Below are 26,247 nucleotides of genomic sequence, written 5' to 3'. Positions count from 1 at the left end.
CAGCCACCTGACAGCTTGTCAGGTGGGCTGATAGCTTTCCTGCCACACCTCTTCAATCAACTTTCTGGCCCACCGCTGGGCAGGGTCATTATCACTGCGCCCGTGCCACATGAGCAGTCCTTCATGAGGTTCATTCCAGCTGAAAGGGGCGGCGGTCACATAAAAATCAGGATGGTTCACATAGGGTAAAGCAATGCTTCTCGCCAGCGTGCACACCAGGTCGCTTTGCGGCACAACATGGGCTACGGCAGACGGGTGGGGGGCGACCAGCCCGACACGGCGCTTTAAGCCTTTTCCTGTCAGTAAATCATCAATCCAGGTTTTCTCAACATGGCCGGTTGCCATGATGAGATGAGGCGTTGAGACATAACCTTCCAGGGTCAATGTTTTTCCGGCAAGAGGATGACGGGCAGACATTACACATACCAGGTCGTCTTCAAATAAGCATGTTTTACGAATACGGTTGGGTAAATCCAGTGAGGACAGTGACTGAATAACACAAAGCATATCCACATGCTTTTTATCCAGTGCATCCAGAAACAAATCAGGCAACACCGGATGAACACGAAGGTTCATCCCCGGAGCCTGAGAGCCCATCTTTTTGAAGAGCGGTGCCAGGAACAGTAACTGATCCATTTGTGACACACCGATGGTTACGGTGCTGCTGGCACTGGCAGGATCAAAGTCTTTCTCGTTCACCAGTACCGTCGAGAGCGACTCCAGACTGAATTGCAAAGACGGCGCGATTCTGTGGGCATAGTCTGATGGTACAACGCCTTTGGGGACTTTAATAAACAAGGGGTCTTCAACAATATCCCGCAGGCGGTTAAGCGCATGGCTGACCGCAGACTGGCTCAGATGAAGCGACTGTGCAGCCCGGGTAATACTGCCTGTACGATAAATAGCATCGAAAACAACTAACAGATTGAGATCGAACTTTCCGTTATGAATTGAGTTCATTATTTGCATGCTCATTATGAGTTAGACAAATTAACCATGCCATTAAATAATCAAAATGTATAGAGAACAGCCACGAGGACGCTGAAATGGAAAAAAACAATAACACCCGTCGACACTTTCTGAGCACAGCTGTAGCCGGTGCGGCGTCTGCAATGATGCTCCCTGCCATGAAAGTACAGGCAGATACACTTTCTGCGGTGACTGCCGGTGAAAAGTGGCCAAACCGCTTCTTCAATTTGTTCACCAACGAGGACGGGCTCGCTGACATGCGGGAAATTCCGCTGAACAGCGCGACAAAACGGGTCTCCCATTACCTTATCCGACATGATGCTGCGCGGGTCACCATAGGCGGCATGGAGCCCAATTTGCTAATGGACTGGCACGTTGCCAACCAGCCTAACCTGATCATTCCCATGTTTGGTACGCTGGTGGTTGTATTGCGGGATGGCCGGCGCTTCGAACTGGTGCAGGGCGACATTCTGTTTGCCGAAGATTGCACCGGCAGCGGTCATAAATCCGGAGCAGGCCCGGACGGGCAGTTCGGTATCTCCGTACAACTGGACAAATCTTTTTGCCCGGCTGCCGGTGACTCCTATCTTTCTTCTCTTCTGCGGGATCAGTAATTATGGAAGCTACACAGACGGCTCAGCCACAGGTTACCGCCGGAGAAACGCCTGCTAAACAAAGTTTGCCATGGCGCATAAAGCTGGGCTGGGGTCTGGGTTCTCTGCCGTTAACCGTGCTCAACATGGCAATCAGTGTATTGCTGCTGCGCTTTATGACCGACTCGCTGGGCGTAGCGGCTTCGGTCGCAGCCACGATCTTTGCCGTGGCGAAAGTCTGGGATGCGTTCAGTGATCCACTGATGGGAATTCTGTCCGACCGTATCCGGACGCCCTGGGGCCAGCGGCTTCCCTGGTTGCTGGGAGGCGGGCTGCTGAGCGCGCTGGTGATAATTTACCTGTTTGCGGCACCGTCATTAAGCATGACCGCCCTGATTATCTACCTGCTTGCCGGAAAGCTGCTCTATGCGACTACCTATACCATGTATATGGTGCCATATATGACCATGCCGGCAAGTCTTACCGCCAACTATAACGAGCGGACAGAACTGATGTCTTACCGGGTTATCTTTTCTTCGGTAGGCACAATGATCGGGCTGTCGCTTGCCCCGGCACTTCTGGCTTACTGGGGCGCAGATAAAGCCGGTCACATGAAAATATCGCTATTTTTGGGACTGGTTGCCGGAGTGACCGTTTTAGCCAGCGTGTGGTGCCTGCGTATCGCGCCGGAACGAAAAGTAGTTCGCCAAACCAATTATCCGCCATTCTTTGAACAACTTAAATCTGCGTTGGCGAATAAGCCTTTCATGTGGCTGATGAGTGCCAAACTAAGCTACTTCTTTGTACTCACCTTAACGCTTTCAACTTTTGCATTTTTCACCAAACACGTGTTGCAGGTGTCAGATGCAATGATTGGTTTTTACATGGGCATTCAGTCGGTTGCGCTGATTTGTTCGCAGCCCGTTTGGTTATTTGTAGCTAAGCGGTGGGGCAAGCAACATGGTTTCATGCTGGCCTGTCTGTTGTTCGGCCTGACCCATCTAAGTTGGCTGTTGGCAGGACCCGGTGAAGCGGCCTGGTCCATCGCTGTGAGAGCGGTTGTTATTGGGATAGCCGGTGGTGGTACTTTTTTGCTCAGCCAGTCCATGCTGCCGGATACGCTGGAATATGACGCGTTGAAAAATGGTACAGACAGGGCAGGCATGTTCACTGGGTTGTACATTCTGACGGAGAAATTATCCGGCGCACTGGGCGTGGCCTTTGTCGGGATGTTCCTGGGAATAATGGGCTATCTGGAGTCTACCGATGGCGTTGCGGTAGCACAGCCTGAATCTGCCAAAACGGCATTGTATTTCTGTATTGCAATCCTGCCCGCTCTCATTCAGTTACTGAGTATTTTCTTTATGTCCCGCTACCGCCTGACAGCAGATGACCTGGCGGCACTGCGTGACAAAACTACGATTATGGAAAAGGAGTAAGTCATGAATTCTGAACCTCTTAACGCGGTGACTGAAGAGGATAAAGCGGTCTATCAACGGGATGGCGTGGTGTGTCTTCGTCAGATGTTCGACAGCGAATGGATCCAATTATTGAAGTCACATATTGAAGATGTGCGAAAAGCGCCGGAAGATTTTGGCGTGACAGGGCCCTCTCACAGTGCAGGAATGATCTCTGTGTGTTACATGTGGCGCAAGCCCGGTCCGGTGCGGGATTTTATTATGCAGTCCCCGTTAGGTCAGATTGTTGGCGAAACCATCGGTGCTGATTTCATCCGAATCTACCACGATCATTTGTTCGTCAAGCCGCCTCAGTCTCCTAAAATCATGCCCTGGCACAACGATGAATCCGCATGGCCGGTTAAAGGTGAAATGGCGCCGAATATCTGGGTTGCACTTGACCCGGTCAGCAGTGAAAACGGTCGGGTAGAGTTCCTTGCCGGCTATCATAAACATTGTATTGAAAACGATATTCACTATGGCTTTGCTCCGGATCAGGGGGCAGGTTTGTGCCCCAATTTTGAAGAAGAACGGAACAATCCTGATTTCCCTTTTGAGTTCGTGGGCTTTGACATGCAGCCGGGTGATGCGGTGATTTTTCATCCTATGACACCACACTTCTCGAAAGGTAACTTTTCAGAAACGTTGCCCAGAAGCGGGCTAGCTGTACGCGTATTTGGCAGTGATGTGACCTGGTGGAACACGCCCTATAAAGCGCCTATTCCGGATGTCACCGACTTACCGGAAGGGAAAGCACCGGAAGGCGAGTACTTTCCCGTTATCTGGGAAAAGCCCTCCGCGAAGGGCCATGCTGCCTGATGGCACGGATTATTACCGTTTACTGTGACGAGAACGGACTTTCGGCAGCGATGGAATCATCGTTGCCGCACGTCTTTCCCCACTCTCCGTTCTATCATGATGCAGCAGAGAGCTGGTGTGTGATCACCGGAACCCGGGGAGATTTTGGTGACTGGCATACCGTGACATCGCCGTTATTGTCGATTGTATTAACCGGTGAATGGGAAGTGGAAGTTGAGTCCGGCGCTACATTCCTGATGAAACCGGGCGATATGCTATTCGCTAACGACACAACGGGGAAAGGACATCGCTCCCGGGTTGTTTCTCAGGTGCCATGTACTGTTGCCGGCGTCGGCATCAATTCTCTGCCGGCCCCTCTTTGCTCACTTTTGCCCGGCTAACCGGTACACTTTCACGGATGAAGAGTCCCGCACAGCATCAAACCGCACCAGTGCAGCATGGGCGTGTTCTTTCATTAAGGCTTCGGCACGCGCTCCCTGACGGTTTAGCAACGCATCAACAATGGCATAGTGCTGCTGGTGTGCGTAAAGCAGGCGCCGGTATTCCCTGGCGCTGTCTTTCGGATCAAATACCATGGCGCTGACCGAGGCCATGGGTAAAAACTCGTTGGGCTGTAATGCCGCCGCAATGGCAGGATTGCAGCTGGCTTCAAGGATCACCGAGTGGAAGGTGTTGTTCATCTCTACATAACGCTGAACATCATCATCGGTGAGTTCGCCGTCAGCAAAAATCTCATCGCCCTCATGCAGGCATTCTGCTAACTGTGCCTGATGCGCTTCGCTAAGGCCTTTCTCTGCCGCCAGCCGCGCGGCCAGTCCTTCCAGCACGCCACGCACTTCCACAGAGCCGTTTATATCTTCCTGATTAAGATGACGAACCTGATAACCACGTCGCGGGAGTTTGGTAAGCAGTCCTTCCTGCGCTAACTGTCTGAATGCAATACGTACCGGGGTGCGTGATACACCCAGCGCTTCTGCGGTGGGGATTTCCGCCAGTCGCTCACCCGGAGCAAAATCACCGGAAAGGATTTTGTTTCTCAGAATACTGATAACAGCGTGTTTACCTGTAACCACAATGAACCTGTTGTTTATGCTGTACAAACTGACACAAGCATACACGCCCCCGCGAAAAACATCATGTACTCCGTGAGACAACGCGCATTTCATTCTTTGGATCCATTCTTGTTTGTGAAACCGGATTATCGCTATTCTTTAGTCCGAATAATGATCTATTGGATCCAATATCAAAGTTAGTGTAGAGTTAATACCGTTACTTTGCTTTAACATTGGATCCAATTTCAGGGTGTTCCTATGACGACGTTTATGAAAAATACCTGGTATGTGGCGGCAGCGGCTGACGAGGTCAATGCCACTGCGCCACTTGGCAGAACCGTATGCAATATCGATATTGCTTTTTATCGTGATGAAACAGGGGCAATTCAGGCCGTTGAAGATTTCTGCCCTCACCGGGGAGCTCCCTTGTCGCTGGGTTATGTGGAAGATGGCAAGCTGGTATGCGGTTATCACGGTTTGCAAATGGACAAAACCGGTAAAACCCACTCTATGCCCAATCAGAGAACGGAACGTTTTCCCTGCATTCGCGCTATTCCTGTTGAGGAAAAGTATGGCTATATCTGGATATGGCCCGGCGACAAAGAAAAAGCCTGTGTGTCTGACATTCCTCATCTCGAGTGGGCAGAAAGTCCTGAGTGGGCGTACGGCGGCGGGCTGTATGAAATCGCCTGTGATTACCGGCTGATGATAGACAATCTCATGGATTTAACGCACGAAACTTACGTACATGCCACCAGTATCGGACAAAAGGAAATTGATGAAACACCGGTAAAAACCACTATGGAAGGTAAGCAGGTGGTGACCAGCCGGTTTATGGAAAATATTATGCCTCCGCCATTCTGGCAGGCTGCAATGGAGATGAACGGGCTGGATAAGAATGCGCCGGTAGATCGCTGGCAAATTTGCCGTTTCGACTTACCCAGTCACGTGATGATTGAAGTGGGCGTAGCTCTGGCCGGTAAAGGCGGGTATCACGCACCCGATGAGGTGAAAGCCAGCAGTATTGTGGTGGATTTCATCACGCCGGCGACCGACACTTCTATTCTGTATTTCTGGGGTATGGCCAGAAAATTCAAACCGCAGGATCCTGCGCTGACCGATAAGATTCGCGAGGGGCAGGGTAAAATTTTTGCCGAAGATCAGGAAATGCTGGAACGGCAGCAACGGAACCTCAGCCGCTATCCTGAACGTCATCTACTGAAACTGGATATCGATGCTGGCGGTGTGCAAGCAAGACGCATCATCACAAAAGCTATCAAGCTTGAATCGGAGTCTTCTGTTGCGGAGCAGGTGGCATGATTAAAGCGACAGTCGTCTCTAAAATATTACTCAATGATTCGGTATGTGAGTTAAAGCTGGTGGCTGAAAATGGCCTCCGGTTGCCTGAGTGGCAAGCCGGTGCACACATTGATGTGCAGTTGCCGGGTGATTTCACCCGTCAGTATTCCCTGTGCGGTCAGCCGCAAGATAATCATTACACCATCGCCGTTTTAAAAGACAAACAAAGTCGTGGCGGCTCTGTGAGCGTGCACGAAACTGTGCAGAAAGGCGATACGCTGATCATCAGTGAACCCCGCAATCACTTTGCTCTCGATAACAGCGAAGCGCCCTGCTACCTGTTTGCTGCGGGTATTGGTATTACGCCCATTGTGACCATGGCTGAAGTCTGTCAGAAAGCAGAGCGGCCGTTCCGTGTTTTCTATGCAGTTGCTGACGACAAACGAGCCGTGTATGCAGACCGGCTCGGGCCGGCATCCTGTGTACACGTTATCAGTAAAGCTGCATTCGCCGGTAAGCGGGTTGATCTGAACAGTTGTTTTTACGGTGTTCCTGATAAAGCAAAGGTGTATGTGTGCGGGCCGGGCGCGTTCATACAAGATGTGCTTAATGCGGCAAAGAACGCCGGGTTATCGCCTTCACAACTGCACCGCGAGTTTTTCACCGCAGCAGAAACAGATACCTCATCAGATAAAGCATTTGAGATTGAACTCAAATCCAGTGGTGACATCTTCACCGTAAATAAAGACAGCACAATCCTCTCGGTACTGGAAGAAAATGACGTGTTTGTGCCGGTTTCGTGTGAAGAAGGGGTGTGCGGCACCTGTGTCACCGGCTTGCTGGATGGCGAAGCCGATCACCGCGATGTCTTTCTCACCGACGAAGAAAAACAACAGATGAAACTGATCACCCCTTGCTGTTCGCGGGCCAGAAGCGGACGCTTAGTGCTGGATCTGTAGAATGCTGAAAAACTCAATCGTGAATGTGCGTCAGTATATTCACGATTTTAAGCGTTTCTTCTTTAAGTTACCCGACCCACTCCTACGTTCGTCGAATATGGTATCGCAGCCTTTCCATATACTCTGAGCATACAGAGTCTCTCATCGTAATATGTACAAACACATACACTTGACTGACGATTCTTTTCAGAAAATATAAATACTGTAAAAAGAAGCGTAAAAATATGAACTGGGCAATGGTAACCGTGTCTTTTTGTTTGCGTTTGATGGTGTTTTCTCTTTTAAACTCTTTTAAACCCATCTTTGTACTCCGTCACAAAGCAGAACAAAGACATAAAGATTTAAGATATTTCATAAACAGGAGGTTTTCATCACTATGGCTATCACAGCAGTTTTGCCATTATGTATACAGGGAAGTTACGGTGTTGATGATCTGGGCCGCACGGAAATTTTATTTTCCACGTTCAGTGCGTTTAATGCCGCTGAGGTATTCAGTGAGTTTCTGATTGTCTGTCCACCGGATGAAGTGGATATTATTCGCCGGCGCACCGCGAAATGGTCAGAATTTTCTATCCGCGTGATGTCCGAAGAAGCGCTTATTCCGGAATTTGAAAAGCACCGTCAGGTCCGCGGCTGGCGTAAGCAGCAAATCGTTAAGCTGGCAGCACCGAGAGCGATTACTACGCCTTATTATCTGACACTGGATGCCGATGCGATTTGCCTGCGTCCGTTAACTGAATCGCTTTTATTACCCGGCGGCAAAGCGCTTATCCAGTACGAGCAGCGGGCGCAGCATCCCAAATGGTGGAAGTCTTCCGCCCGCATCTTAAAAATGTCCGGCGATGCGGGGAATCCTGAGCTGGGCATGACAGTAACTCCGGCGCTGATGGCCAGTGACATCAGCGAAGCTACCGGCGAAGAAATTGCCGCTAACCTGCGTGGTAAGGGGTCTTGGGTGGATAAATTATGCGGTCTGCATAATCCTAAATCGCCAACGAACTGGACCCTCTACCGGCATCGCCGTGGCAGATGGACCGAATATTCTCTGTATTATCTGACGGCGCACAAGCGCAATATGTTGGAGCAATACCACGTGGATGCCTGCACAGCTGAAAATCCTCAGGCGCTGTTAATTCACGATTCACACCCTTTTGAAGCCTGGCAGGCAGAGCAAAGCTTCGCCCCGAACGGACACGGTTTATTTTGTGTCGTAAACAGCAGTATGCGGTTTGACAATAATCTTGTATGGGACAAAATAGCGCCTTTCATCCCGGGTCCTGAGAGGAAGCTTCATGCCAGCTAAACGGCAGTTATCCTGTTTTGTTATTGCCAAAAATGAAGGCGACAGAATTGAGCGTTGCCTGAAATCACTGCATGGCTGGGTCGATCAACTCATTGTGCTGGACTCAGGAAGTACGGATGATACCGTCGGTATCGCCAAAAAGTATGCAGACGAGGTCATCGAAACAGACTGGCCGGGTTACGGTGTACAACGAAACCGTGCCCTTACTTATTGTAAACATGACTGGGTACTGAACATCGATGCCGATGAAGAAGTCACGCCTGCTCTCAGAGATGAGATTGTGGCGGTGTTGTCTTCAGAGCACCTGTCTGCAAATTTCATAAAATGCCCATGGCATACTGTTTTTTTGGGTTCGGTGCTGAAGCACGGACGTTACAGCACGCCGCAGGGTAAATTGTTCTTAAAGCATGGTGCGAAGTTCAAAGAAGCCAGCGTGCATGAATCGCTGATCCTGGAAAAAGAGCAGGTACTGGTGCTTAAATCGCCTTTATTGCATTACAGCTGGCGTAACTATAAACACGCTATCGATAAGCATGTGCAGTACGCGGTATTGTCTGCAAAAGACAAATTTGCCCGTGGAAAAAAGGCGTCGTTGGGTTATGCCTGTCTGCGTTTCTTTACCGATTTTCTGCAACAGTATGTGCTTCGCGGTGGCTTTCTGGATGGCAGAGCCGGATTGATGATGGCCATTATTCTTGCCCAGTACGGGTTTCATAAATACGCCGCACTGTGGGCCATGAACAGAGAAGGAAGTGCCGGTGAGTAACCCGTGTCCACTGAGTGTTTATCTGATTACGTTCAATGAAGCCGAGAGGCTGGACGAGGTACTTTCTGCTGTCAGCTTTGCTGCAGAAATTATTGTGGTGGACTCCGGCAGTACCGATGACACCATCATGATTGCAGAGCGTCACGGGGCCAGAGTGATCCACCGGAACTGGCCCGGCTTTGCTAAGCAAAAGGCCTTTGCGATGAGTCAGTGTACTCAGCCCTGGTTACTGAACCTTGATGGTGACGAGGTGCTGAGTGAAGAATCCGCAGTACACATTCAAACGGTAGTTTCCGGCGAAAACCCGTCGCACGGTGCATACCGTCTGCACTTCGAAGATATTTTCTGGGGCAGACCCATGTCATCTAAAGCGGCAAAGCGCCATATTGTGCGGTTGTTCAGAAAGGGCACTGCCCGTTACCCTGAAGATCGCATGGTGCATGAGAATGTGAACCTGGAAAAGGGGACCACCACCGGCGATATTAAAGGGCTGGTCATGCACTATGGCTATGGCAGTACCGAGCTGCTGATGAATAAACAGAACAGTTATTCATCGCTGAAAGCGCAGCAGAAATTTAACAGCAACAAAAAGCCGTCTTTACTGAAATTGTTGCTGGTTTTCCCGCTGACTTTTTTAAAAACTTACCTGTTCAAACGGCACTTTTTATCTGGCAAGCGGGGACTGACCCACGCGTACATTGAATCTATGTATGCGTTTTTAAAAGAAGCGAAGCTGTTCGAGCTGACTGAGCGGAATAAATAGCAGGGCCGCAACCGGCCCCGTTTTACTGCTTAAAGAAGGTCAGCAGCATATCTGCAATGGCGGCAGGTTGTTCAAAAGTGCTCAGAGCCCCTGCGTCTTGAATCACCCGGGTTTGAGCATCCGCAATCCGTGATTTGGCTTCTTCCAGTTTATCTTCGTCAAAAAACAAATCGTTTTCAGCGCCGAATACCAGGGTGGGACAGGGGATTTGTGACATCCAGTCTTCAGCGCCCATCCAGTCCAGCACCGGTTCGTGAATATCAAACTTCCGGAGTCTTGCCAGCTGGCCGTGAATGAACGGCTTATAACGTGTATCCAGTGAAGCTGTCGGTGCCAGTGCGGCATATCGCAGCCAGGCATCGGATATGAACTTGCCGTCCGCATCGAAAGGAATATCCCTGGATAGCGGCTTTGCTCTAATCGCAGCCACAAACTGAACAATTTGCGCTTTAGAAATCAGCATTTCGCAGGAAATCACCAGCTTCTTCACTCTCTCAGACCAGTTAACCGCAAGACAGGTTGCCAGTGCTGCACCTGAATGGTTGCCGGCAACAAAGGCTTTATCAATGCCATGGGCGTCCATAAAAGCGATGGTGTCTTGCGCAAAATCCGGAATGTTCATGGCGGCAGATGGCTCGTAGGATTGACCATGTCCGGCCATATCCGGTGCATACACAGTAAAATGCTGTGCCAGAACGGGAATAATATTTTCCCACTCAATGCTGCTCATTGGTGCCTGATGCAACAGTAACAAGGGGTCGCCCTGTCCGGCTTTGATATAGTGAATTTGCCCTGCAGGCAAGTCCAGATAGTATTTTTTCATAACCATTCCGTGAGGAAACTTTACCCGGTCGTGTCCTGAATCCGGGTAAAGTGACAACGTTAAATCTTTACAATAACTTTCCCGGTGTTTTCACCGCGCATTAAGCGACAGAAAGCGTCCGGAGCACTGGCGAGACCCTGAGAAACATCTTCGAAGGTTTTCAGTTTGCCGTTCAGATAATGGGGCAGGCAATACTCCACAAATTCTGCTCTCCGGGGTTCGTAGTCATAGACTACAAGGCCGGTAACCTGTGCCCGGGATTTGATCCACATCGCAGGATGAGGGCCGCCGGCACGGCTGGTACTGTTAAGTTCAGACATAATGCCGCACAGCACCACTCTGGCACCAACAGCAAGTTGAGAAGAGACAGTGTTTAACAGTTCTCCGCCAACTAAATCAAAATAGACGTTAATACCGTCAGGGCAGGCTGCTTTAAGTTGCTCAGCAATGTCACCGGCTTTGCGATCCAGACAGATATCGTAGCCGATTTCTTTAACGGCCTTGTCGCATTTCTCTTTGCCGCCGGCAATACCCACAACCTTACAGCCGTAGAGTTTAGCCAGCTGGGCAGCTGTAGCACCTACGCCCCCCGTTGCAGCGGGAATGACAACCACATCGCCCGGGGCTGGTTTTGCAGTGCAGACAATGCCCGCCCAGGCGGTAAGCCCTGTGGTGCCCAGCGCGGAAAGATAGGCTGCATTGTTGTCTACGGGGGCATGAACGGCAGACAAGGTTTTCCCGTCCATCACGGCGTATTCCTGCCAGCCGCCGAAGCCTCTGACAATATCGCCGGCACTGAAAGCCGGATCTTCACTTTGAACCACTTCAGCTATGGTTTCGCCTTTCATTAAATCGCCCGGCGTGATCGCACCGGATAAGTGCCTGCCGGCAATCTGACTACGCATGTACGGGTCGAGAGAAAGGTAAAGGTTTTTTACCAGCACTTCGCCGGCTTTGGGGGGCGTTACTTCGACAGAACGGGTCGTAAAGTCTGATGGTACGGGCGTACCTTCCGGCGTTTTAGCCAGTACAATTTGCGTGTTTTTTAAGTCGCTCATAGCCTGTATTCATGCCTGTTAAGGGAAACGTTGACTGGCAGAGTAAGGGAAGATGCGCGGTGAAACTATGATAAAAGTCATAGTTTCACCGGGTAGCGACATGCCGTTGAGGCCGGAAGGGAAGCAGAACTACTTTGCTGCTCCGGCAAGCATGTCATGATTTTGTTTTGCCGGTGTGGCAATTTGCGTTACAAAAATTAAAGCTGTAATGATTAACACAACGAAAATCATGAATGCGACCTGGTAGTCACCGTACATGGAATAGAAAACACCGGTTAACCAGATGCCCAGACCACCACCAAGACAATCCAGCACGGCGATGGTGCCGAGGATTTTGCCTGCAGAAACCAGTCCGAAACAATTCACAGCGGATAATTGTATTGTAGTGTACACACCGCCCCAGCCAAGGCCAAACAGAACAATAGCAATCCAAATCAGGCTGCTGTTCATCATCGCAAGGCACGCCGAGCCGGTGAGCATAACAATAATGTTGCCGATGAAGACCAGTTTGTAATTCAGGTAGTCTGACAGCAGACCGAAAACGAATTTACCGATCACTGCGCAGAGGAAAAACAGACTGATAGCGTTAGTGGCGGAAGCCGGCGTAAAGTCGAGATCCCGCAAGTAAAGGAACAGATGCGCCTGCACCGCCAGCACCGTGTAGAACGTCGTCATAGCGACCACAGAAATGGCCCAGAATGCTTTTGTTTTCAGTGCCTCCACATAACCGAGACCCTGCGAGAGCGCTACATCCTGTGGTTTCGTGCTGGCTTCAGCTTCCGGCCCGTTTCTGACAAATAGCGCAACCATCGCAAACATAAAGGCAGGAAAAAACATGGCGTAAGTCATTGCCATGCGCCATCCCACCAGTTCACTCATATAGGTGCCGTACTGGGGAAAGATCATGCCGCCCAGACTGGTGCCTACAAGAGTGATACCAATGGCGACGCCCCGTTTTTTCTGAAACCAGCTGGAAACCAGAATGATGGCCGGGTTCAGGCCACAAAACACCAGTACAACGCCAAGCAGCGCATGGGCAAAATAGAGATTAGCCAGTGACTCAACACCGCTATATAAGAAATAAGCTACAGCAAGCATGACCCACCCGGCCAGCATGCAGCGTTTAACGCCCAGCTTATCGATGATTATACCGCCGAAGGGAGCCAGCAGTGCGCTGGTGCCGAAGGTAATCATGTCGCGGAATTTTAATTCGCCGCGACTCCAGCCAAATTCTGATATTAGTGATTCATCAAAGACAGACAGGCCGGAAATACTCATTCCGTTACTGATGATCAGCACCACGCTTGCCAGCACGGCGATCATCCATGGGTAGCTTCTATTCATAACTCATCCAACACGTAAAATTGTTTTCGTTGAAAACAAACCTTTTTTAAAAAGCCGGCAGACAGAAAACGGGAAAATTGTCTGGCATGAACTCTTAAAGGCTGATTATTTATAATAATTTTGAAAATGTAGCTGGTGATGTTCAGCTGTTTGCAATCGTTAGCCAGCAAGAAAAAAAGTGAAAATCACTCATTTGAAATCACCCCAGCCTGTCTGATTTTGCCCCGACTATCGACCGTTGAATATGACAAAACGCAATTTTTGGAAATTAAACCGGCTACCTGCTCAACAAACGGGATGAGGCTGCAGGGCCGGCTATTTCTTAACCAGACTAATCCCTTTCATGAATTACTGTCAATTAACTTTAAATATTGTTATAACAATAATTCATAAAGTTGTGTTTATAGCAAATCTTGTTATTAAATCAGGGTGAAAAAACAATGGATTTTCTGGTAATAAAATTCCTGCATGTCATGGGGCTGGTTTACTGGTTAGGGGGCGACCTCGGTACTTTCATCGCAAGCCGGTATGTACTGAAAACGGATCTGGGCCACGAAAGCAGAGTGGTGGCTGCAAAAATACTGAATGCTGCCGATCAGGGACCCAGACTGGCAATGCCACTGATGTTTGCGAGCGGATTGCATTTGAGTACTACGCTGGGGTTAACGCCGTTCTTGTCAGGATGGCTGGCGGTTATCTGGGCTACAGGCCTGGCCTGGCTGGCATGTGTTGCCGCATTGCACTGGTATTCAGGTACCGCAAAAGCGCTCATTATAAAATGTGACTGGGTGATACGGGTGACCGTTTGTGCCGGCGCAATATTGACCGGCTTTTTCAGTGTTTTTACCGCCGGACCGGTAGTTGTTTACTGGGCAGCCTGGAAGCTGGCTTTATTCGGTGTGGTTGTGCTTCTGGGTATTCTTATCCGCTTTAAGCTGAAGCCTTTCGGCCCCGCTTTTGCAAAACTGGCAAGTGGTCAGGGGGATGCAAATACAAATGCAATTATTCAGAACACTATCGGCGGTGCAGCCTGGCATGTAAAAGGTATCTGGATACTGCTGCTGGTGATATCAGCTTTTGGCCTCCACCTCATTTAATACCACCCGCGGCCATGGCTGGCGGAACACCCGCCAGCACATGAGCCCCGTTTTTACTACGTAGTCCAGTACAATCATGCCAAAAATCCACTCTACCGGTGCATCCAACAGCATGAGAATAAACGCGCCGCCGAAGCGGATGACAAAATTGCTTAACAGCACAGTAAACATGGGCCAGCGGGTATCCCCTGTGCCCTGACAGGCACCTGTCAAAACAAAGTCGATGGCCATGACCGGTTGGGCAACGGCAAAGAGATAAATAAACACACTGGTGTAATAGGTAACGTCGCTCTCACCAATTAACCACAAAGAAAGCGGCTCGCAGAATATGCCCAGTAGCAGTCCCATAATTGTCATTACGGTCAGTGAAAAGCCAAGGGCAATGTGAAGAATGCGCTTTGCCATCGCCAGATCATTTTTCCCCACTGCCTGACCTATCATTACATTGGCACTCACAGAGAACCCGTAACCCACAACAAAGGAAACGGAAATAAGCATAATGCCTGCGCCATAGGCTGCATACGGTGCTGTGCCGTAACGGGCGACTACCCACAGGAACGACAATACCGCTACCTGCCTGAACAATTGCTCCATGATGGCGGGGTAACTGATACGCCACAACCGGCGTCCGCCGGAAAGAGACCACCTGGCAATAAAAAACTCCCGCCAGCGGGGATACAGCAAACCAAGCATTAAAATCAGGCCGAGCAGATTGCCAATCCCCGCAGCTTTAGCCACGGCTGCAGAACCACTGTCGGTATAGTATTGCCAGTTGCCTGCAAGTAAATACGTCAGTACCAGTGTTGTGCCGTTTAAAAAGATACCGGAAGCCAGCGGCAGCCAGGCAATGCTGAGTGCTCTTAATGCGCTGGCGATAATGAAATAAATGGCAATGAACCAGCAGTACAGGCTGAGTTCACGGATGTAACTGGCGCCTTCATAAAGTGCTTCAGGATCAGTCAGACCGAGACTGTACATAATAGGCTCTGCAAGCCACCAGAAACACACAGACAGCCCGATGGTAATTGCTACGCCAAGCACCAGTGTTACGCGGAGCCAGTGAGAAGCTTCACCATGCTCACCCCGCCCCTGACTCTGGGCGATGAGTGCCATGGCACCAATGTTCAGGCCAAACAGAATTGACTGAATAAGAAAGAACAGGCGCTGACCGGAAGTGACTGCGGCAATGGCTGAACTGCCCAGTGTTGCGACGACTTTTATTGTGAGGATCCCCACCACTGCCGTCATTGCCTGCACACCGCCGGCAGATCCTGCCAGCGATATCATTTGTCTGAAATCGACCTTTACAGCATTCCCTGCACGGGCGTGTTGGTTATCCATGAATTTATTAGAAAGCCGGTCAGGCTATCGCCAGTAATGAAATTGAATGTTATTATGACATATAGATATTACAATAATCTATGGATTGAAAGCATGACTATGCAGTTTGATGTAGAAATTAGTGAAGTAGGCCCCAGAGACGGATTGCAAAGTATTGCACCAATTATGGCCACAGAAGATAAAAAACGCTGGATTTCGGCTCTGGCAGCCGCCGGTATTCCTGAAATCGAAATCGGTTCATTTGTGCCGGCAAAAATACTGCCGCAACTGGCTGACACTGCAGAGTTGGTGGCCCACGCCAGAACTCTCGCTAATCTTAATGTTGCGGTACTTGTACCGAACTACCGTGGTGCCGAAAATGCTGTAAAAGCTGGCGCGCACAAGATCACGATTCCGTTGTCTGTGTCTGAAACGCATAGTCTCAGAAACGTGCGCCGTACCCATGTACAAATGCTCGAAGAAGTCAGACAAATCCGCGAACTGATTAATACCTTGCCCGAAGTTGAGCGTCCTGTGTTTGAGGGCGGCTTGTCTACCGCATTTGGTTGCACCCTTGAAGGTAAGGTGCCCCAAAGCAAGGTTTTTGGTCTGGCAGAGCAACTTATCGAAGCAGGTTGTGATGAAGTTGGTCTGTCTGATACAACAGGTTATGGCACGCCGTTGCAGGTGAAAAACCTGACGAAAGGTGTATGGGCTGCAGTAGGCAAAGATAAGCTTACCGGCATTCATCTTCATAATACCCGTGGTCAGGGCTTTGCAAATGTGATGATGGCGCTGGAGGTCGGCTTACGGACGATTGACTCGTCGATGGCAGGGATCGGCGGCTGCCCGTTTGCGCCCGGCGCTTCCGGCAACATTGTGACCGAAGATCTGGTTTTTTTGCTGGAAGGGATGGGGCTTAAAACCGGTGTGCAGTTCGGGAAGCTGTTGCAGGCGAGAAAAATTCTGCGCCAGAGCTTACCGGCAGAGGTTGAGTTATATGGCTTTACCCCGGATGCCGGTTTGCCTAAGGGCTTCGATATGGTCACCCCGCAGCAACTGGCCTGAATAAAAAACGCGGCAAAGGAAAAACCTATGCCGCGTTCTGCTTTGAGCTGCTCTGGAACAATTACGCTGAAAGCGATTTCAGGTAATCAATGACTTCCAATTCTTTAACTACATCGGCGTACTTCGCGTTCATATCGAACAGGTTTGCCTGATGCGGTGCTTCGTGACGGTCTCCGCAGGCTTCTTCTACAACAATGGGAATAAACCCGTGGGAGCAGGCGTCTACACAGCTGGCGCGAACACAACCACTGGTTGTGAGGCCGGTAAGCAATACCGAATCAATACCCGCTGATGTCAGCGTTGAGGCCAGTGATGTGCCGAAAAACGCACTGGGATACTGCTTTGAGATAACCAGTTCGTTTTCTTTTGGTGCCAGGCCTTTTGCCCAGGCGCCCATGGGGGAGCCTTCTGTTAGGTAGCGCAGCGGCTTTGCCTTCTTAAAGAAGGTGCCGCCGTTAAAGCCTGAAGGATGATAAACCACATTGGTATAGATCACCGGAATACCGGCTTCACGGGCAGCTTCAAGCACACGGATTGCAGATGCCAGTGCATCTTCAACATCGGCGTACAGATCGCAGGACTTATCATAGTAAGCTTCAACGAAGTCTATCAGTACCAGCGCCGGTTTCTTACCGAAGCCGATGCGGTTGTTATATACGCTTGCATAGTTAGCGTCTAAATTTTCACTCATTTTTCAATCCTTACAGCGTGGCTTATTTCGCCCACTTCTTCTCAAATGCCCATACATCTTCAAAACCAATGAGTGAACAGAACTCTTTAAAGTTATTAATCGGCACGCCTGTTGGTTCAGGGCTGCCTTGCTCTTTCATGGCAATCAGGGCTTTTTCAACGGCGTTGGCTGCTGCAAGGGCGGGCAGAGAAGGGGCAATAGCGACACTGAAGCCAATGTCTTGCATTTTTTCTGCGCTGTACATCGGGGTAAAGCCACCGTTTGACATGTTAGCCATCATCGGCGCATCGACGGCCTCACAGGCTTTACGCATTTCTTCTTCGTTGGTAAGTGCTTCGAGGAAGATGATGTCAGCACCAGCGCGGCGGTAAGCGTTACAGCGTTTTATTGATGCTTCAAGTCCTTCCGCATGCAGAGCATCGGTACGGGCAATGATCATCATATCTTCGTCAGTACGGGCATCCACCGCCACTTTAATTTTTTCAACCATGTCATCTACCGGAATGACACGGCGACCCGGAGTATGGCCGCATTTTTTAGGAAACTCCTGGTCTTCCATCTGAATGGCTGCGACACCCGCTTCCTGATAGCCTTTCACCGTATGGTGAACATTCAGCAGTCCGCCAAAGCCGGTGTCGGCATCTGCCATAACAGCTGCGTTACTGGTTTTAACCAGTGTCGCCATGCGATCCAGCATCTGGGTGTAACTCACAATCCCTGCATCCGGCAAACCATAGCCTGATGCAGTCAGCCAGTAGCCACTGCCATAAACAACATCGAAGCCGACTTTATTAGCAACAACGGCAGTGATCATATCCTGAATACCGGGAGCAAAAACAAACTCTCCCTTACTGATTTTTTCTCGCAAAATTGATTTAGACATATTGAATTCCAGGTGAGTCAATGTGGGTTGGGTGGCCTACCAGGCCGCCTGATAAATGGCCAGTGCATCGGCTTCACTTAAATAACGCGGGTTATTTACCAGAAGACGTTGTTGTTGCATGGCTTCGTTTGCCAGTTTTGGCAGATCGGATTCGGGTATATTCAGCGCCGACAAGGTACGTGGAATAGCCACGTCAATCAGCAGGGCTTCTACCAGCTCAATGAAATGAGCGCAGTCGAGCTGGGCGTCGCCACAGGAGTTGTCGGTGGTAACACAGGTCATCAGTTGCGCATACTGTTCTATGGCCCAGTCATCGCTGGCATTGAAGCGCAGCACATGGGGTAACACCAGCGCATTACTGAGTCCGTGTGGAATGTGATAATTGCCTCCCAGCGGATAGGCGAGGGCGTGCACTGCAGCCACCGGCGCATTGGCAAAGGCTTGTCCCGCCAGCATCGCGCCAAGCAGCACTTTCGAACGGGCTTCCACATTATGGCCCTGACGCACAGCGGTAAGCAGGTTTGACGAAATGAGTCGTAAAGCTTCTTTCGCCAGCATATCCGAATACGGATTTTTCTTTTTCTTGCTGGTGAAGGCTTCGATGGCGTGCACCATGGCATCAATGCCCGTAGCGGCTGTAATAGACGGTGGTAAACCAAGTGTCAGTTCTGCATCCAGTAGCGCAATATCCGGTAACAGTTGATGAGAAACTACACCGGACTTTGTGGTTTCACCGGTGGTGATAATAGAGATAGGCGTCACTTCAGAGCCCGTCCCCGCCGTGGTAGGCACCAGAATCAATGGCAAGCGCTTTTGCTTTATTTGATCAATGCCGTACATTTCCTGCAGAGGCTGGTCGCCGGGCACCAGTGCTGCTATCAGCTTTGCCACATCCAGACTGCTGCCACCCCCTACCGCGATAATACCGTCAGTGCCGGCGTCTACCGCCGCCTGCTTTGCTGACAACACAATATGCTCAGGAGGATCGGCCTGAATATCACTGTACACAAAGGGGGCCAAGCCTTCAGCTTCCAGTTTGCTGATGACCGGCTCCAGGATGCCGGTTGCCAGCAAACCTTTGTCGGTAACCAGCATGGGACGTGTTATTGCGAGTGCGCGGCAATGTTCAGCCAGTGTGCCGGCTGCGCCGGGGGAACACACGATTTTCGGGACTGACATAAACTCAAAATTAATGCTTGTCATGGGGTATCCTGTTATTCCTGAAACTGCTAATTACATGCTCTGCATCGCGCGTTTGTAGCGCGTGAAAATCAAAAGGCTGATGGCCATAATCGCTGCAGGTACAACCGAATAAAGCAGTACCATGCCGTGAATGGCTTCCGGCGCCTGTTCAGTGGCTCCGCCTGTTGAAGATTGAAATCCTGTGTAGCTTAAAAATGCACCTGCCAGGACCGGACCGAGGGCGAACGCCAGCTTTTCTGTGGCGGAGAAAAAGCCTGAGAACAGACCTTCATCCACCGTTCCTTTGTTTTGACGTTGTTTGTCGATGACATCGGTAAGCAGTGAGAAGACAAGCAGGGCAAAGCCTGAATTGGTACAGCCGATAAGCACCGCGCGGCAAAGCACAAGGAAATGCTCTGTCGACATCTCACCCCAGCCGGGTAATGTCATCAGCACGTCGTCGCCGGGTTTAACCCAGAGCCAGGTAATGGTGATCAGCATCCAGCCAATGCAGGCTACCCAGAAGGCAGCTTCTTTGCCCCATTTGCCGGACAACTTCACCCACATTGGCTGACTCAGTATCGAACCTGTACACATCACGATGACAAAAGGAAACAGAAGCGAAATATCAGCAACCGCATATAAGAAAATGAAACCGACAACGGCGTAGCCACATGCCTGAGCAATGGTTTGTACAAGATAAGTGGCAGCCAGTACCATGAAGGGCTTATTTTCTTTCACGGATGCAAATCTGCTGAGTAATTTGCGCGGATCATCCTGTGAAATCTGTCCGAAATTACGGGGTACACCAAAGGCTGTTGCGAGCATGGCAACCACACAAATGCCACCGAACAGAATGGCCATTGTTCGCCATGCGGCGGCATCACCACCGAGTTTATAAACCAGCGGCTGAGCCAGCCCTATGCCCATAATTACGCCAATGATGACGAAAATCATACGCACAGACAGTACCTTGGTCCGTTCATGGGCATCAGATGAAAGCTCGGATGCCATGGCGAGGTAAGGCACTGAAAACGCACTGAATGCTGTGGATGCAATCAGGAACAATATGCCGATAAATACCGCTGCCATAGTTGGCGAGGAAAATTCACTGAAACTGAACAGCGCCATAAAACTCAGGCCGGTAAGCAGGCCACCGACCGCCAGGAAAGGGCGACGGGAATGATGTGGCTTCAGTTTGTCTGACCACACGCCCATTGCCGGGTCGCAAATAATCACCCACAGTTTAGGGATGAGAACAACTATACCGGCAACCCAGGCAGAAACGCCCAGCATCGTGGTCATGAAAAGAGGTAACAGCGCTGCCGGGGCATCACGGAAAAGTTGGCCGCCAATCTGACCGCTCCCGTAGAGCAGTTTCGTGATAAGCGGTACTTTTGAAGTACTGATAACAGCCTGATCAGCTGTACTTTCGACGGCTTGTGTCATTATGTGTTCCTCGCGGCCACGTGTAAAAAGAGTGTCGCGGTCATACTGGCTCGCTTACACAGTCATAGTTAAACAGGCCCAGGGTTTCTTCATTGCGAAGATTACCCAGACCATACATCTCAGCTTCATTTCCTTGTAAGCGATCTGCGTTCTCGTTAGATTCCTGTTGAATGAAACTGGTGCGGTCAAAGCGTGAGGTCTCATACCTTTCAAGGGCTTCTTTCATCGAATCAGCGTCGTTAATGGCACGTGTTAGCATGATGGCATCCTCGATGCCGGTAGCTGCACCCTGCCCAAGAAATGGCGTCATGGCATGGGCCGCATCTCCGATAAGGGTGACGGAATCATTTTTTGACCAGCCGTCTGACAGCGATTTATGAGCGTTGATAGCCCATTTGAAAACCGTGCCGGGCTTGATTTCATTCAGCAGGGTTTGTACGTCAGGGCACCAGCCGTCAAAGTGTTGCTTTAGTTCGTCAAGATCAGCAGGAATCGACCAGCCATCTTCTTCCCAGCCACTTTGGCGAACGAAAAACACCAGGTTCAGAATGTCGCCTTTGCGAAGGGGATAGCGAACCACCATTTTACCAGGGCCGATATGCATGCCGGGCTGATCAATAAGTTTCTGAATAGCCGGTGACGCCGGCGCCAGTGCACGGTATGCAATGTGGCCGGTAAAGTGAGGTGGCTGCGGGTTGAACAGCTGGCGGGTTACCGACTTAAGGCCGTCAGCACCAATGACCAGATCGGCATCGTATTGTGTATCGTCGGCAAAATATAAGGTTGCACCACCTTCACGGCTGTCGATGGTTTTCAAGTGCTTACCAAGATGCAATTGAGCACCTTCTTTTTCGGCTGCAGCGACCAGGATTTTGTGCAGATCTGCACGGTGAATGTACACATAGGCTGCGTTGTACTGTTGCTTTGTACCCGAGCGGTCCACGGTCAGCAGGTTATTTCCGCCAGACCAGTGATCGATGGTCTGTGTAGACGGCTCCATACCAGTTTCAACAATAGTATCGCCAACACCGATGTAGTCCAGTCCGCGCATTGCATTCGGCGCCAGAGTGATACCTGCACCCACGTCTCCCAGTTGCGGTGCTGATTCAAACAACTGAACAGTATGACCTGCTCTGGCTAGAGCGATGACAGCCGTCAAACCGGCAATACCTGCACCAACCACAGCAATGTTTAACGTTTGCATAATTCTATTCCTTCGTGACCGTAGCGTATTCGCTTTGGGAGCGTATTAACTGTGCTTCTAGTCTCCATATTCACAGGCCGCCAGCCATGACAATTGTCAAAGACGCCGCGCGCCGCAAAGTAGTATGTTTGCTGGCATACACGCAGATGCTCCGGCACCCGCAAACGAGAAATACAGAATCAGCAAACAAGGTTTTTTATGACGATCACTACGCCTGCAGAAGCGCCTGCGCAAACTCTGAAATCGGACAATTTTGTCGATGAAATACGTCATGCGGCAGGGGCTGAGAATGTCATGGATGCATCCCGGGCGAGACATTTATATACCGACGTTTATCGTCAGAAAGCATCTCCGGTTGCAGTGGTTACCATCCGTGGTACAGAGCAGCTGCAGGCGGTCATGCGCGTGTGCTACAAAGAGCAAGTTGGGGTGTCCATACGCGGTGGTGGTGCTTCTTATACCGACGGTTATCTGATTGAAAATGGCCCGCAGATTTTGCTGGATATGAGCAAGATGGACCGGATCCTCGAAATCAATGAACAGGACGCTTACGTCACTGTAGAAGCAGGGGTGACCTGGGCAGTACTGAAAGACACACTGGCGGAAAAAGGCTGGCGGACCCCATTCTGGGGACCATTTTCAGGAATGCACGCTACCGTGGGTGGTTCAGTGTCACAAAATACAATTAGTCACGGTTCAGGCGCATACGGCATTTCTGCACAAAGTGTGCAGGCGGTTAAAGTGGTACTGGCTAACGGTGATTTACTGGATACAGGTTCTGCAGGTGCAGGCAGCACGCCATTTTGCCGTCATTTCGGCCCGGATCTGACCGGATTGTTTACCGGCGACTGTAGCGCCCTTGGTGTAAAAGCCACCGTTACACTCCCGCTGATAAGGCCACGTCCTGCGCACCAGACTGTTTCCTTTGCTTTTAACGATTTTGAAACCATGCATGAGTCCATGCGACGCATTTCGCTGGAAAGACTGGAAGACACGCATTTTTCCCTTGATGGCGCATTATCTCAGGGCCAAATTGCACGACAGGATAACGCGGGACAGGTCGTTAAAATGGCACTGTCGATCCTGAAAAGTTCGCCGTCGTTGTGGTCAGGTATAAAACAACTGGTCACGTCTGCGGTATCTGCCCGCAAGGTCATCAGTCAGTCACCTTACATGACGCACTACATTGTTGAAGGGGTGAATGATGCGGAAGCGAAAAGTCGTATCCATCGTATCCGTGAAATTAACCAGTCATTCGGTCAGGAAATTCCGGCCACAGTGCCTGCGGTAGTCAGAGGCATGCCCTTCGCACCGTTTTATAACACCCTGGGGCCTGCCGGTGAGCGCTGGGTCCCCCTTCACGGTATTCTTCCCCATTCTGCCGTTGCGACTTTTCACAAAGAGCTGGAAGCTTTTTATGCGGCCCGCAAAAATAAGATGAACGAACTGGGGATCTGGTACGGTGGTATGTTTGCTACCGTAGCGTCTTCGGGCTTTCTGTACGAAATAGCGCTGTACTGGCCAGATGAAATTACTGATTATCACAGACAGGTTGTGCCAGCGGACTACCTGAGTAAATTGCCTGTCTATCCGGCAAATCACATTGCCCGCAAATATGTGCATGAACTTAAAAGCGCGCTGACGGATTTATTTGTGAAACACGGCGCGATTAACTTCCAGTTGGGTAAGGCTTACCCTTATCGTGACCGGTTGCAACCGGTCACATTAAATATGGTCGACGCACTGAAGGCCCATGTGGATGATAAAGGTATTCTGGCACCGGCTAATCTGGGATTCGGTGATAAAGCATGACGGTGGCTGACAGGGAAGTGATTACCCGTCATTTTGTGCAGGTTGCAGATCGCACTGTGCATTACCGGCTTGCAGGCAAAGGTCAGCCTGTGGTGTTAATACATCAGTCGCCAAAGAGTTCTGCTGAACTTGAGCCGTTTATGCGTCAGCTTGCGCCCCACTTCAGTGTTTTCGCCCCCGACACGCCAGGCTACGGCTTGTCTGTACCTCTTGCAGACACGAAGGCAACCATCGATGATTTTGTTGATGCGCTCATTGCCTTATTTGATGCCTTGTCTCTGGATGCGCCGGTGGTATTTGGCAGCCATTCCGGGGCGATATTCGGAGTCAGGCTGGCCGCCCGCTATCCTGATCGCGTAAGCGGACTGGTGGCAAACGGTATTTTAATTAACGATCAGGCCACAAGAGACGAACTGGTCGCGCATTATTTTCCGCAATTTCCGCCTTCCCGGACGGGTGAACACCTTGCCGGGGTGTGGTCCAGAATTCGCGATCAGCATTGTTACTATCCCTGGTATAAACAGTCACCGGAGCATCGTATTCACTGGCCCGCCAGTGTGGAAGAAATGCATGAAAGTGCGCTGGAAATTCTTATGGCGGGCGAGCATTATCAAACCGGTTATCGTGCTGTTCTGGATTACGATATATCGCCGGACGTCAGCGCCTTATCTGTACCGGCAATGCTGATTGTGGCCAAACCGGACGCACTGGTGCATTACGTGCCCCATTACCCGCCGCTTCCGGCAAACGTTTCTGTGACGATAACTGAAGACTACCCGGCGATTCCGCAAGAGACCATTGCGTTCATTTACGAGCGTTGTGCGAATGTGAGCCTGCCGGCAGACCCTGTGGCAAAAAACTCTCATCCCGAACGTCAGTTTATCCGCGCCGGAAAGACCGGGCTGTATTGTGAATTCAGCGGAGACCCGCAAGCTACCCCCGTGCTGGTGGTGCATGATCTTTTTCAGAGTGTCCGGCAATGCAGAGAGTTAATCAGTGATTTATCTGAAAATCATTTCGTCATTGCCCCGGATCTACCCGGGCACGGTTACACGGCCGGCGAACCGCTGTCAGCTGCAGAAACGGCGAAGACACTGGTTACATTGATTGAGACTTTGAAAACACCGCATATCGAACTGGTGTTTGTTGGGCGCAGTGGCTATCTGGCCGGTGAATTTGCCCGCTGTAAGCCACAAGGAGTGCAGACAGACGTATTGTTTGTACCTGACCATGCCGGTATTGCACTGGGTAAGCTGCACTTCGATGATGATACGGATGTTGCTCTGGCGAAAGCGCCGGACCTCACGCCGGAATCCTCAGGCGCCCATTTTCAGACCGCCTGGTATTACTTGCGGGACAGCTATTTATTCTCCCCCTGGTATCGCAGGGAAGAAGCATGTATTAGTCAGGGACGTGGCGAGCTCACAGTCTCTGAACTGCAAATTGCGCTGCTGGATCTCATGGCTGGCTGGAAGAGTGGTAACCTGTTGCTGGATGCCGTGCGTTAATGCCGCGTAAGCCGCAGTTCAATCCAGTGGCGTAAATTCCATTTCAGGGCCGCTTTGCAATTGCCCGGAGGGCGGTCTTTCCACCAGATTAAGCAGAAAACCGTCAGGATCCCGCAAGCATATTTCACGCTGACAAAAGTGTCCCAGTTCGAATGTGACCGCTGTGCCAGTCCAGATGGCGCCAGCATCACGGAGCGCCGGCAAAACAATATCTAAATCGTCCACATAGAAAACCAGCGCACTTTCTCCGCACCGGGCAGGGCCACTTCGCACCGGTTCATCCGTGTTTGAGCGGGCTATTTCGAAAAGGCCCACCATGCCGAAATTCGGGCCTTCACTTTTAACAATGCTGACTTCGTAAGGCCGGTGTTCACTAAGCCCCAGTACTTCACTGGCTGAAGGGTGAGATAACACGCCTTCGAAATACAAGTTTGTTAAACCCAGCGCCTGATAAAACTGTTTTGAGCGCTTCCGGTCGCGAACAAATAAAGCGCTGCGGATTAGTGCCGAAACAGGCGGCGGGGTCATAGTAGTCATCGTTTTCGTCCACACCAGAGCATTTGACCTAGTTTAAGGTGATATGTGTAAAGTCTTTTTCTGGACAACCTGAGGTACAGAAAAACAGCCAGCACGCGATTTCATTGTATTTAGTTAGGTATATAACAATTTGTTCTGCAATGACATAAATCAAAAACAAGTGCCGGGTTTCACGTGGCTGGTGGGGCGCAGACGAGTAAAAAACAGTTCAGACCGGGCGATTGATATTTGTCATAGAGGGGCACAGACATTGGCTATAAGGTGAATCCCACGAGCAAAAGCACTACTCAG

At 50.5% G+C, this 26,247-nt stretch carries 25 protein-coding genes; 13 read left to right on the top strand and 12 right to left on the bottom strand.

The features are described 5' to 3' along the window. Positions 1 to 18: 18 nt before the first annotated feature. Complete coding sequence (locus tag ACXAH4_RS05135) at positions 19 to 960, bottom strand: LysR family transcriptional regulator (protein ID WP_474844076.1); 942 nt, start codon at positions 958 to 960, stop codon at positions 19 to 21. 86 nt (positions 961 to 1,046) lie between these two features. Here ACXAH4_RS05135 and ACXAH4_RS05130 point away from each other — a divergent pair, with 86 nt between their 5' ends. From ACXAH4_RS05130 to ACXAH4_RS05115, 4 genes are read left to right on the top strand one after another with little or no spacing between them, the layout of a single operon-like run. Next, the gene (locus ACXAH4_RS05130; RefSeq protein WP_474844075.1) at positions 1,047 to 1,583 is read left to right on the top strand and encodes a cupin domain-containing protein; all 537 of its coding nucleotides are present in this window, start codon (positions 1,047 to 1,049) and stop codon (positions 1,581 to 1,583) included. Between the two features lie 2 nt (positions 1,584 to 1,585). Next, entirely contained in the window at positions 1,586 to 3,001 is a 1,416-nt protein-coding gene (locus tag ACXAH4_RS05125; protein ID WP_474844074.1) for an MFS transporter, read from the top strand. A gap of 3 nt (positions 3,002 to 3,004) precedes the next feature. Then, positions 3,005 to 3,838, top strand: coding sequence for a phytanoyl-CoA dioxygenase family protein (locus ACXAH4_RS05120; RefSeq protein ID WP_474844073.1), 834 nt, complete (start codon positions 3,005 to 3,007; stop codon positions 3,836 to 3,838). Further along, the gene (locus tag ACXAH4_RS05115; protein WP_474881033.1) at positions 3,838 to 4,218 is read left to right on the top strand and encodes a cupin domain-containing protein; all 381 of its coding nucleotides are present in this window, start codon (positions 3,838 to 3,840) and stop codon (positions 4,216 to 4,218) included. Before ACXAH4_RS05120 ends, ACXAH4_RS05115 begins: the two co-directional genes overlap by 1 nt. On the opposite strand, the gene ACXAH4_RS05110 is transcribed toward ACXAH4_RS05115, so the two are convergent. Continuing rightward, complete coding sequence (locus tag ACXAH4_RS05110; RefSeq protein WP_474844071.1) at positions 4,201 to 4,911, bottom strand: GntR family transcriptional regulator; 711 nt, start codon at positions 4,909 to 4,911, stop codon at positions 4,201 to 4,203. The two genes, ACXAH4_RS05115 and ACXAH4_RS05110, sit on opposite strands and share 18 nt — an antisense overlap. Positions 4,912 to 5,148: 237 nt before the next feature. Here ACXAH4_RS05110 and ACXAH4_RS05105 point away from each other — a divergent pair, with 237 nt between their 5' ends. From ACXAH4_RS05105 to ACXAH4_RS05085, 5 genes are all read left to right on the top strand, one after another. Beyond that, positions 5,149 to 6,210 (top strand): aromatic ring-hydroxylating dioxygenase subunit alpha, encoded by a 1,062-nt coding sequence (locus ACXAH4_RS05105; RefSeq protein ID WP_474881031.1) that lies wholly within the window; start codon positions 5,149 to 5,151, stop codon positions 6,208 to 6,210. Then, positions 6,207 to 7,148, top strand: a complete 942-nt coding sequence (locus ACXAH4_RS05100; RefSeq protein ID WP_474881029.1) for a PDR/VanB family oxidoreductase — start codon at positions 6,207 to 6,209, stop codon at positions 7,146 to 7,148. The genes ACXAH4_RS05105 and ACXAH4_RS05100 overlap by 4 nt, the downstream gene beginning before the upstream one ends. Before the next feature lie 376 nt (positions 7,149 to 7,524). Next, a complete protein-coding gene (locus ACXAH4_RS05095; protein ID WP_474881027.1) occupies positions 7,525 to 8,451 on the top strand; it encodes a DUF6492 family protein in 927 nt (308 codons plus the stop codon). Further along, the gene (locus ACXAH4_RS05090; RefSeq protein WP_474849363.1) at positions 8,441 to 9,217 is read left to right on the top strand and encodes a glycosyltransferase family 2 protein; all 777 of its coding nucleotides are present in this window, start codon (positions 8,441 to 8,443) and stop codon (positions 9,215 to 9,217) included. Before ACXAH4_RS05095 ends, ACXAH4_RS05090 begins: the two co-directional genes overlap by 11 nt. Further along, positions 9,210 to 9,980: a glycosyltransferase family 2 protein gene (locus tag ACXAH4_RS05085; RefSeq protein WP_474881026.1), complete on the top strand. Its 771-nt coding sequence runs from the start codon at positions 9,210 to 9,212 to the stop codon at positions 9,978 to 9,980. The genes ACXAH4_RS05090 and ACXAH4_RS05085 overlap by 8 nt, the downstream gene beginning before the upstream one ends. A 22-nt stretch (positions 9,981 to 10,002) precedes the next feature. Here the strand turns inward: ACXAH4_RS05085 and ACXAH4_RS05080 are convergent, their stop codons facing one another. The 3 genes from ACXAH4_RS05080 to ACXAH4_RS05070 form a co-directional block, all read right to left on the bottom strand. Continuing rightward, positions 10,003 to 10,803 (bottom strand): alpha/beta fold hydrolase, encoded by an 801-nt coding sequence (locus ACXAH4_RS05080; protein ID WP_474881024.1) that lies wholly within the window; start codon positions 10,801 to 10,803, stop codon positions 10,003 to 10,005. Between the two features lie 59 nt (positions 10,804 to 10,862). Next, positions 10,863 to 11,861, bottom strand: a complete 999-nt coding sequence (locus ACXAH4_RS05075) for an NADP-dependent oxidoreductase (RefSeq protein WP_474881023.1) — start codon at positions 11,859 to 11,861, stop codon at positions 10,863 to 10,865. A gap of 129 nt (positions 11,862 to 11,990) precedes the next feature. Continuing rightward, complete coding sequence (locus tag ACXAH4_RS05070) at positions 11,991 to 13,205, bottom strand: MFS transporter (protein ID WP_474844063.1); 1,215 nt, start codon at positions 13,203 to 13,205, stop codon at positions 11,991 to 11,993. A 440-nt stretch (positions 13,206 to 13,645) separates the two neighbouring features. Between ACXAH4_RS05070 and ACXAH4_RS05065 the strand changes: the two genes are divergently transcribed. Beyond that, positions 13,646 to 14,302 (top strand): hypothetical protein, encoded by a 657-nt coding sequence (locus tag ACXAH4_RS05065; RefSeq protein WP_474844062.1) that lies wholly within the window; start codon positions 13,646 to 13,648, stop codon positions 14,300 to 14,302. On the opposite strand, the gene ACXAH4_RS05060 is transcribed toward ACXAH4_RS05065, so the two are convergent. Continuing rightward, a complete protein-coding gene (locus ACXAH4_RS05060) occupies positions 14,276 to 15,643 on the bottom strand; it encodes an MATE family efflux transporter (protein ID WP_474881021.1) in 1,368 nt (455 codons plus the stop codon). The two genes, ACXAH4_RS05065 and ACXAH4_RS05060, sit on opposite strands and share 27 nt — an antisense overlap. Positions 15,644 to 15,736: 93 nt before the next feature. Here ACXAH4_RS05060 and ACXAH4_RS05055 point away from each other — a divergent pair, with 93 nt between their 5' ends. Next, on the top strand, positions 15,737 to 16,690 hold the full coding sequence (locus ACXAH4_RS05055; protein ID WP_474844060.1) for a hydroxymethylglutaryl-CoA lyase: 954 nt from the start codon (positions 15,737 to 15,739) through the stop codon (positions 16,688 to 16,690). Positions 16,691 to 16,751: 61 nt separating this feature from the next. On the opposite strand, the gene ACXAH4_RS05050 is transcribed toward ACXAH4_RS05055, so the two are convergent. The 5 genes from ACXAH4_RS05050 to ACXAH4_RS05030 are packed head-to-tail and all read right to left on the bottom strand — an operon-like array spanning position 16,752 to position 22,099. Continuing rightward, positions 16,752 to 17,381, bottom strand: coding sequence for an isochorismatase family protein (locus ACXAH4_RS05050; protein WP_474844059.1), 630 nt, complete (start codon positions 17,379 to 17,381; stop codon positions 16,752 to 16,754). A gap of 22 nt (positions 17,382 to 17,403) precedes the next feature. After that, positions 17,404 to 18,264: an isocitrate lyase/PEP mutase family protein gene (locus ACXAH4_RS05045; RefSeq protein WP_303573235.1), complete on the bottom strand. Its 861-nt coding sequence runs from the start codon at positions 18,262 to 18,264 to the stop codon at positions 17,404 to 17,406. A 36-nt stretch (positions 18,265 to 18,300) separates the two neighbouring features. Then, positions 18,301 to 19,467 carry an iron-containing alcohol dehydrogenase gene (locus tag ACXAH4_RS05040; RefSeq protein ID WP_474881020.1) on the bottom strand — a complete coding sequence of 389 codons (1,167 nt, stop codon included), beginning with the start codon at positions 19,465 to 19,467 and terminating at the stop codon, positions 18,301 to 18,303. A gap of 30 nt (positions 19,468 to 19,497) precedes the next feature. Then, positions 19,498 to 20,895: an MFS transporter gene (locus ACXAH4_RS05035; protein WP_474881018.1), complete on the bottom strand. Its 1,398-nt coding sequence runs from the start codon at positions 20,893 to 20,895 to the stop codon at positions 19,498 to 19,500. A 40-nt stretch (positions 20,896 to 20,935) separates the two neighbouring features. Next, a complete protein-coding gene (locus tag ACXAH4_RS05030; protein ID WP_474881016.1) occupies positions 20,936 to 22,099 on the bottom strand; it encodes an FAD-dependent monooxygenase in 1,164 nt (387 codons plus the stop codon). A 198-nt stretch (positions 22,100 to 22,297) separates the two neighbouring features. Here ACXAH4_RS05030 and ACXAH4_RS05025 point away from each other — a divergent pair, with 198 nt between their 5' ends. Together ACXAH4_RS05025 and ACXAH4_RS05020 are read left to right on the top strand one after the other, a co-directional pair. Then, positions 22,298 to 23,911 carry an FAD-binding oxidoreductase gene (locus ACXAH4_RS05025; protein ID WP_474881014.1) on the top strand — a complete coding sequence of 538 codons (1,614 nt, stop codon included), beginning with the start codon at positions 22,298 to 22,300 and terminating at the stop codon, positions 23,909 to 23,911. Beyond that, positions 23,908 to 25,419, top strand: coding sequence for an alpha/beta fold hydrolase (locus ACXAH4_RS05020; protein WP_474881012.1), 1,512 nt, complete (start codon positions 23,908 to 23,910; stop codon positions 25,417 to 25,419). Before ACXAH4_RS05025 ends, ACXAH4_RS05020 begins: the two co-directional genes overlap by 4 nt. Before the next feature lie 18 nt (positions 25,420 to 25,437). On the opposite strand, the gene ACXAH4_RS05015 is transcribed toward ACXAH4_RS05020, so the two are convergent. Beyond that, positions 25,438 to 25,956, bottom strand: coding sequence for a VOC family protein (locus ACXAH4_RS05015; RefSeq protein WP_474844053.1), 519 nt, complete (start codon positions 25,954 to 25,956; stop codon positions 25,438 to 25,440). Positions 25,957 to 26,247: the final 291 nt, after the last annotated feature.

Source organism: Alteromonas sp. ABV2_168, from assembly GCF_056161165.1.
Note: the sequence above shows the minus strand (reverse complement) of the source record. Positions and strands in the feature narration are given on the sequence as shown.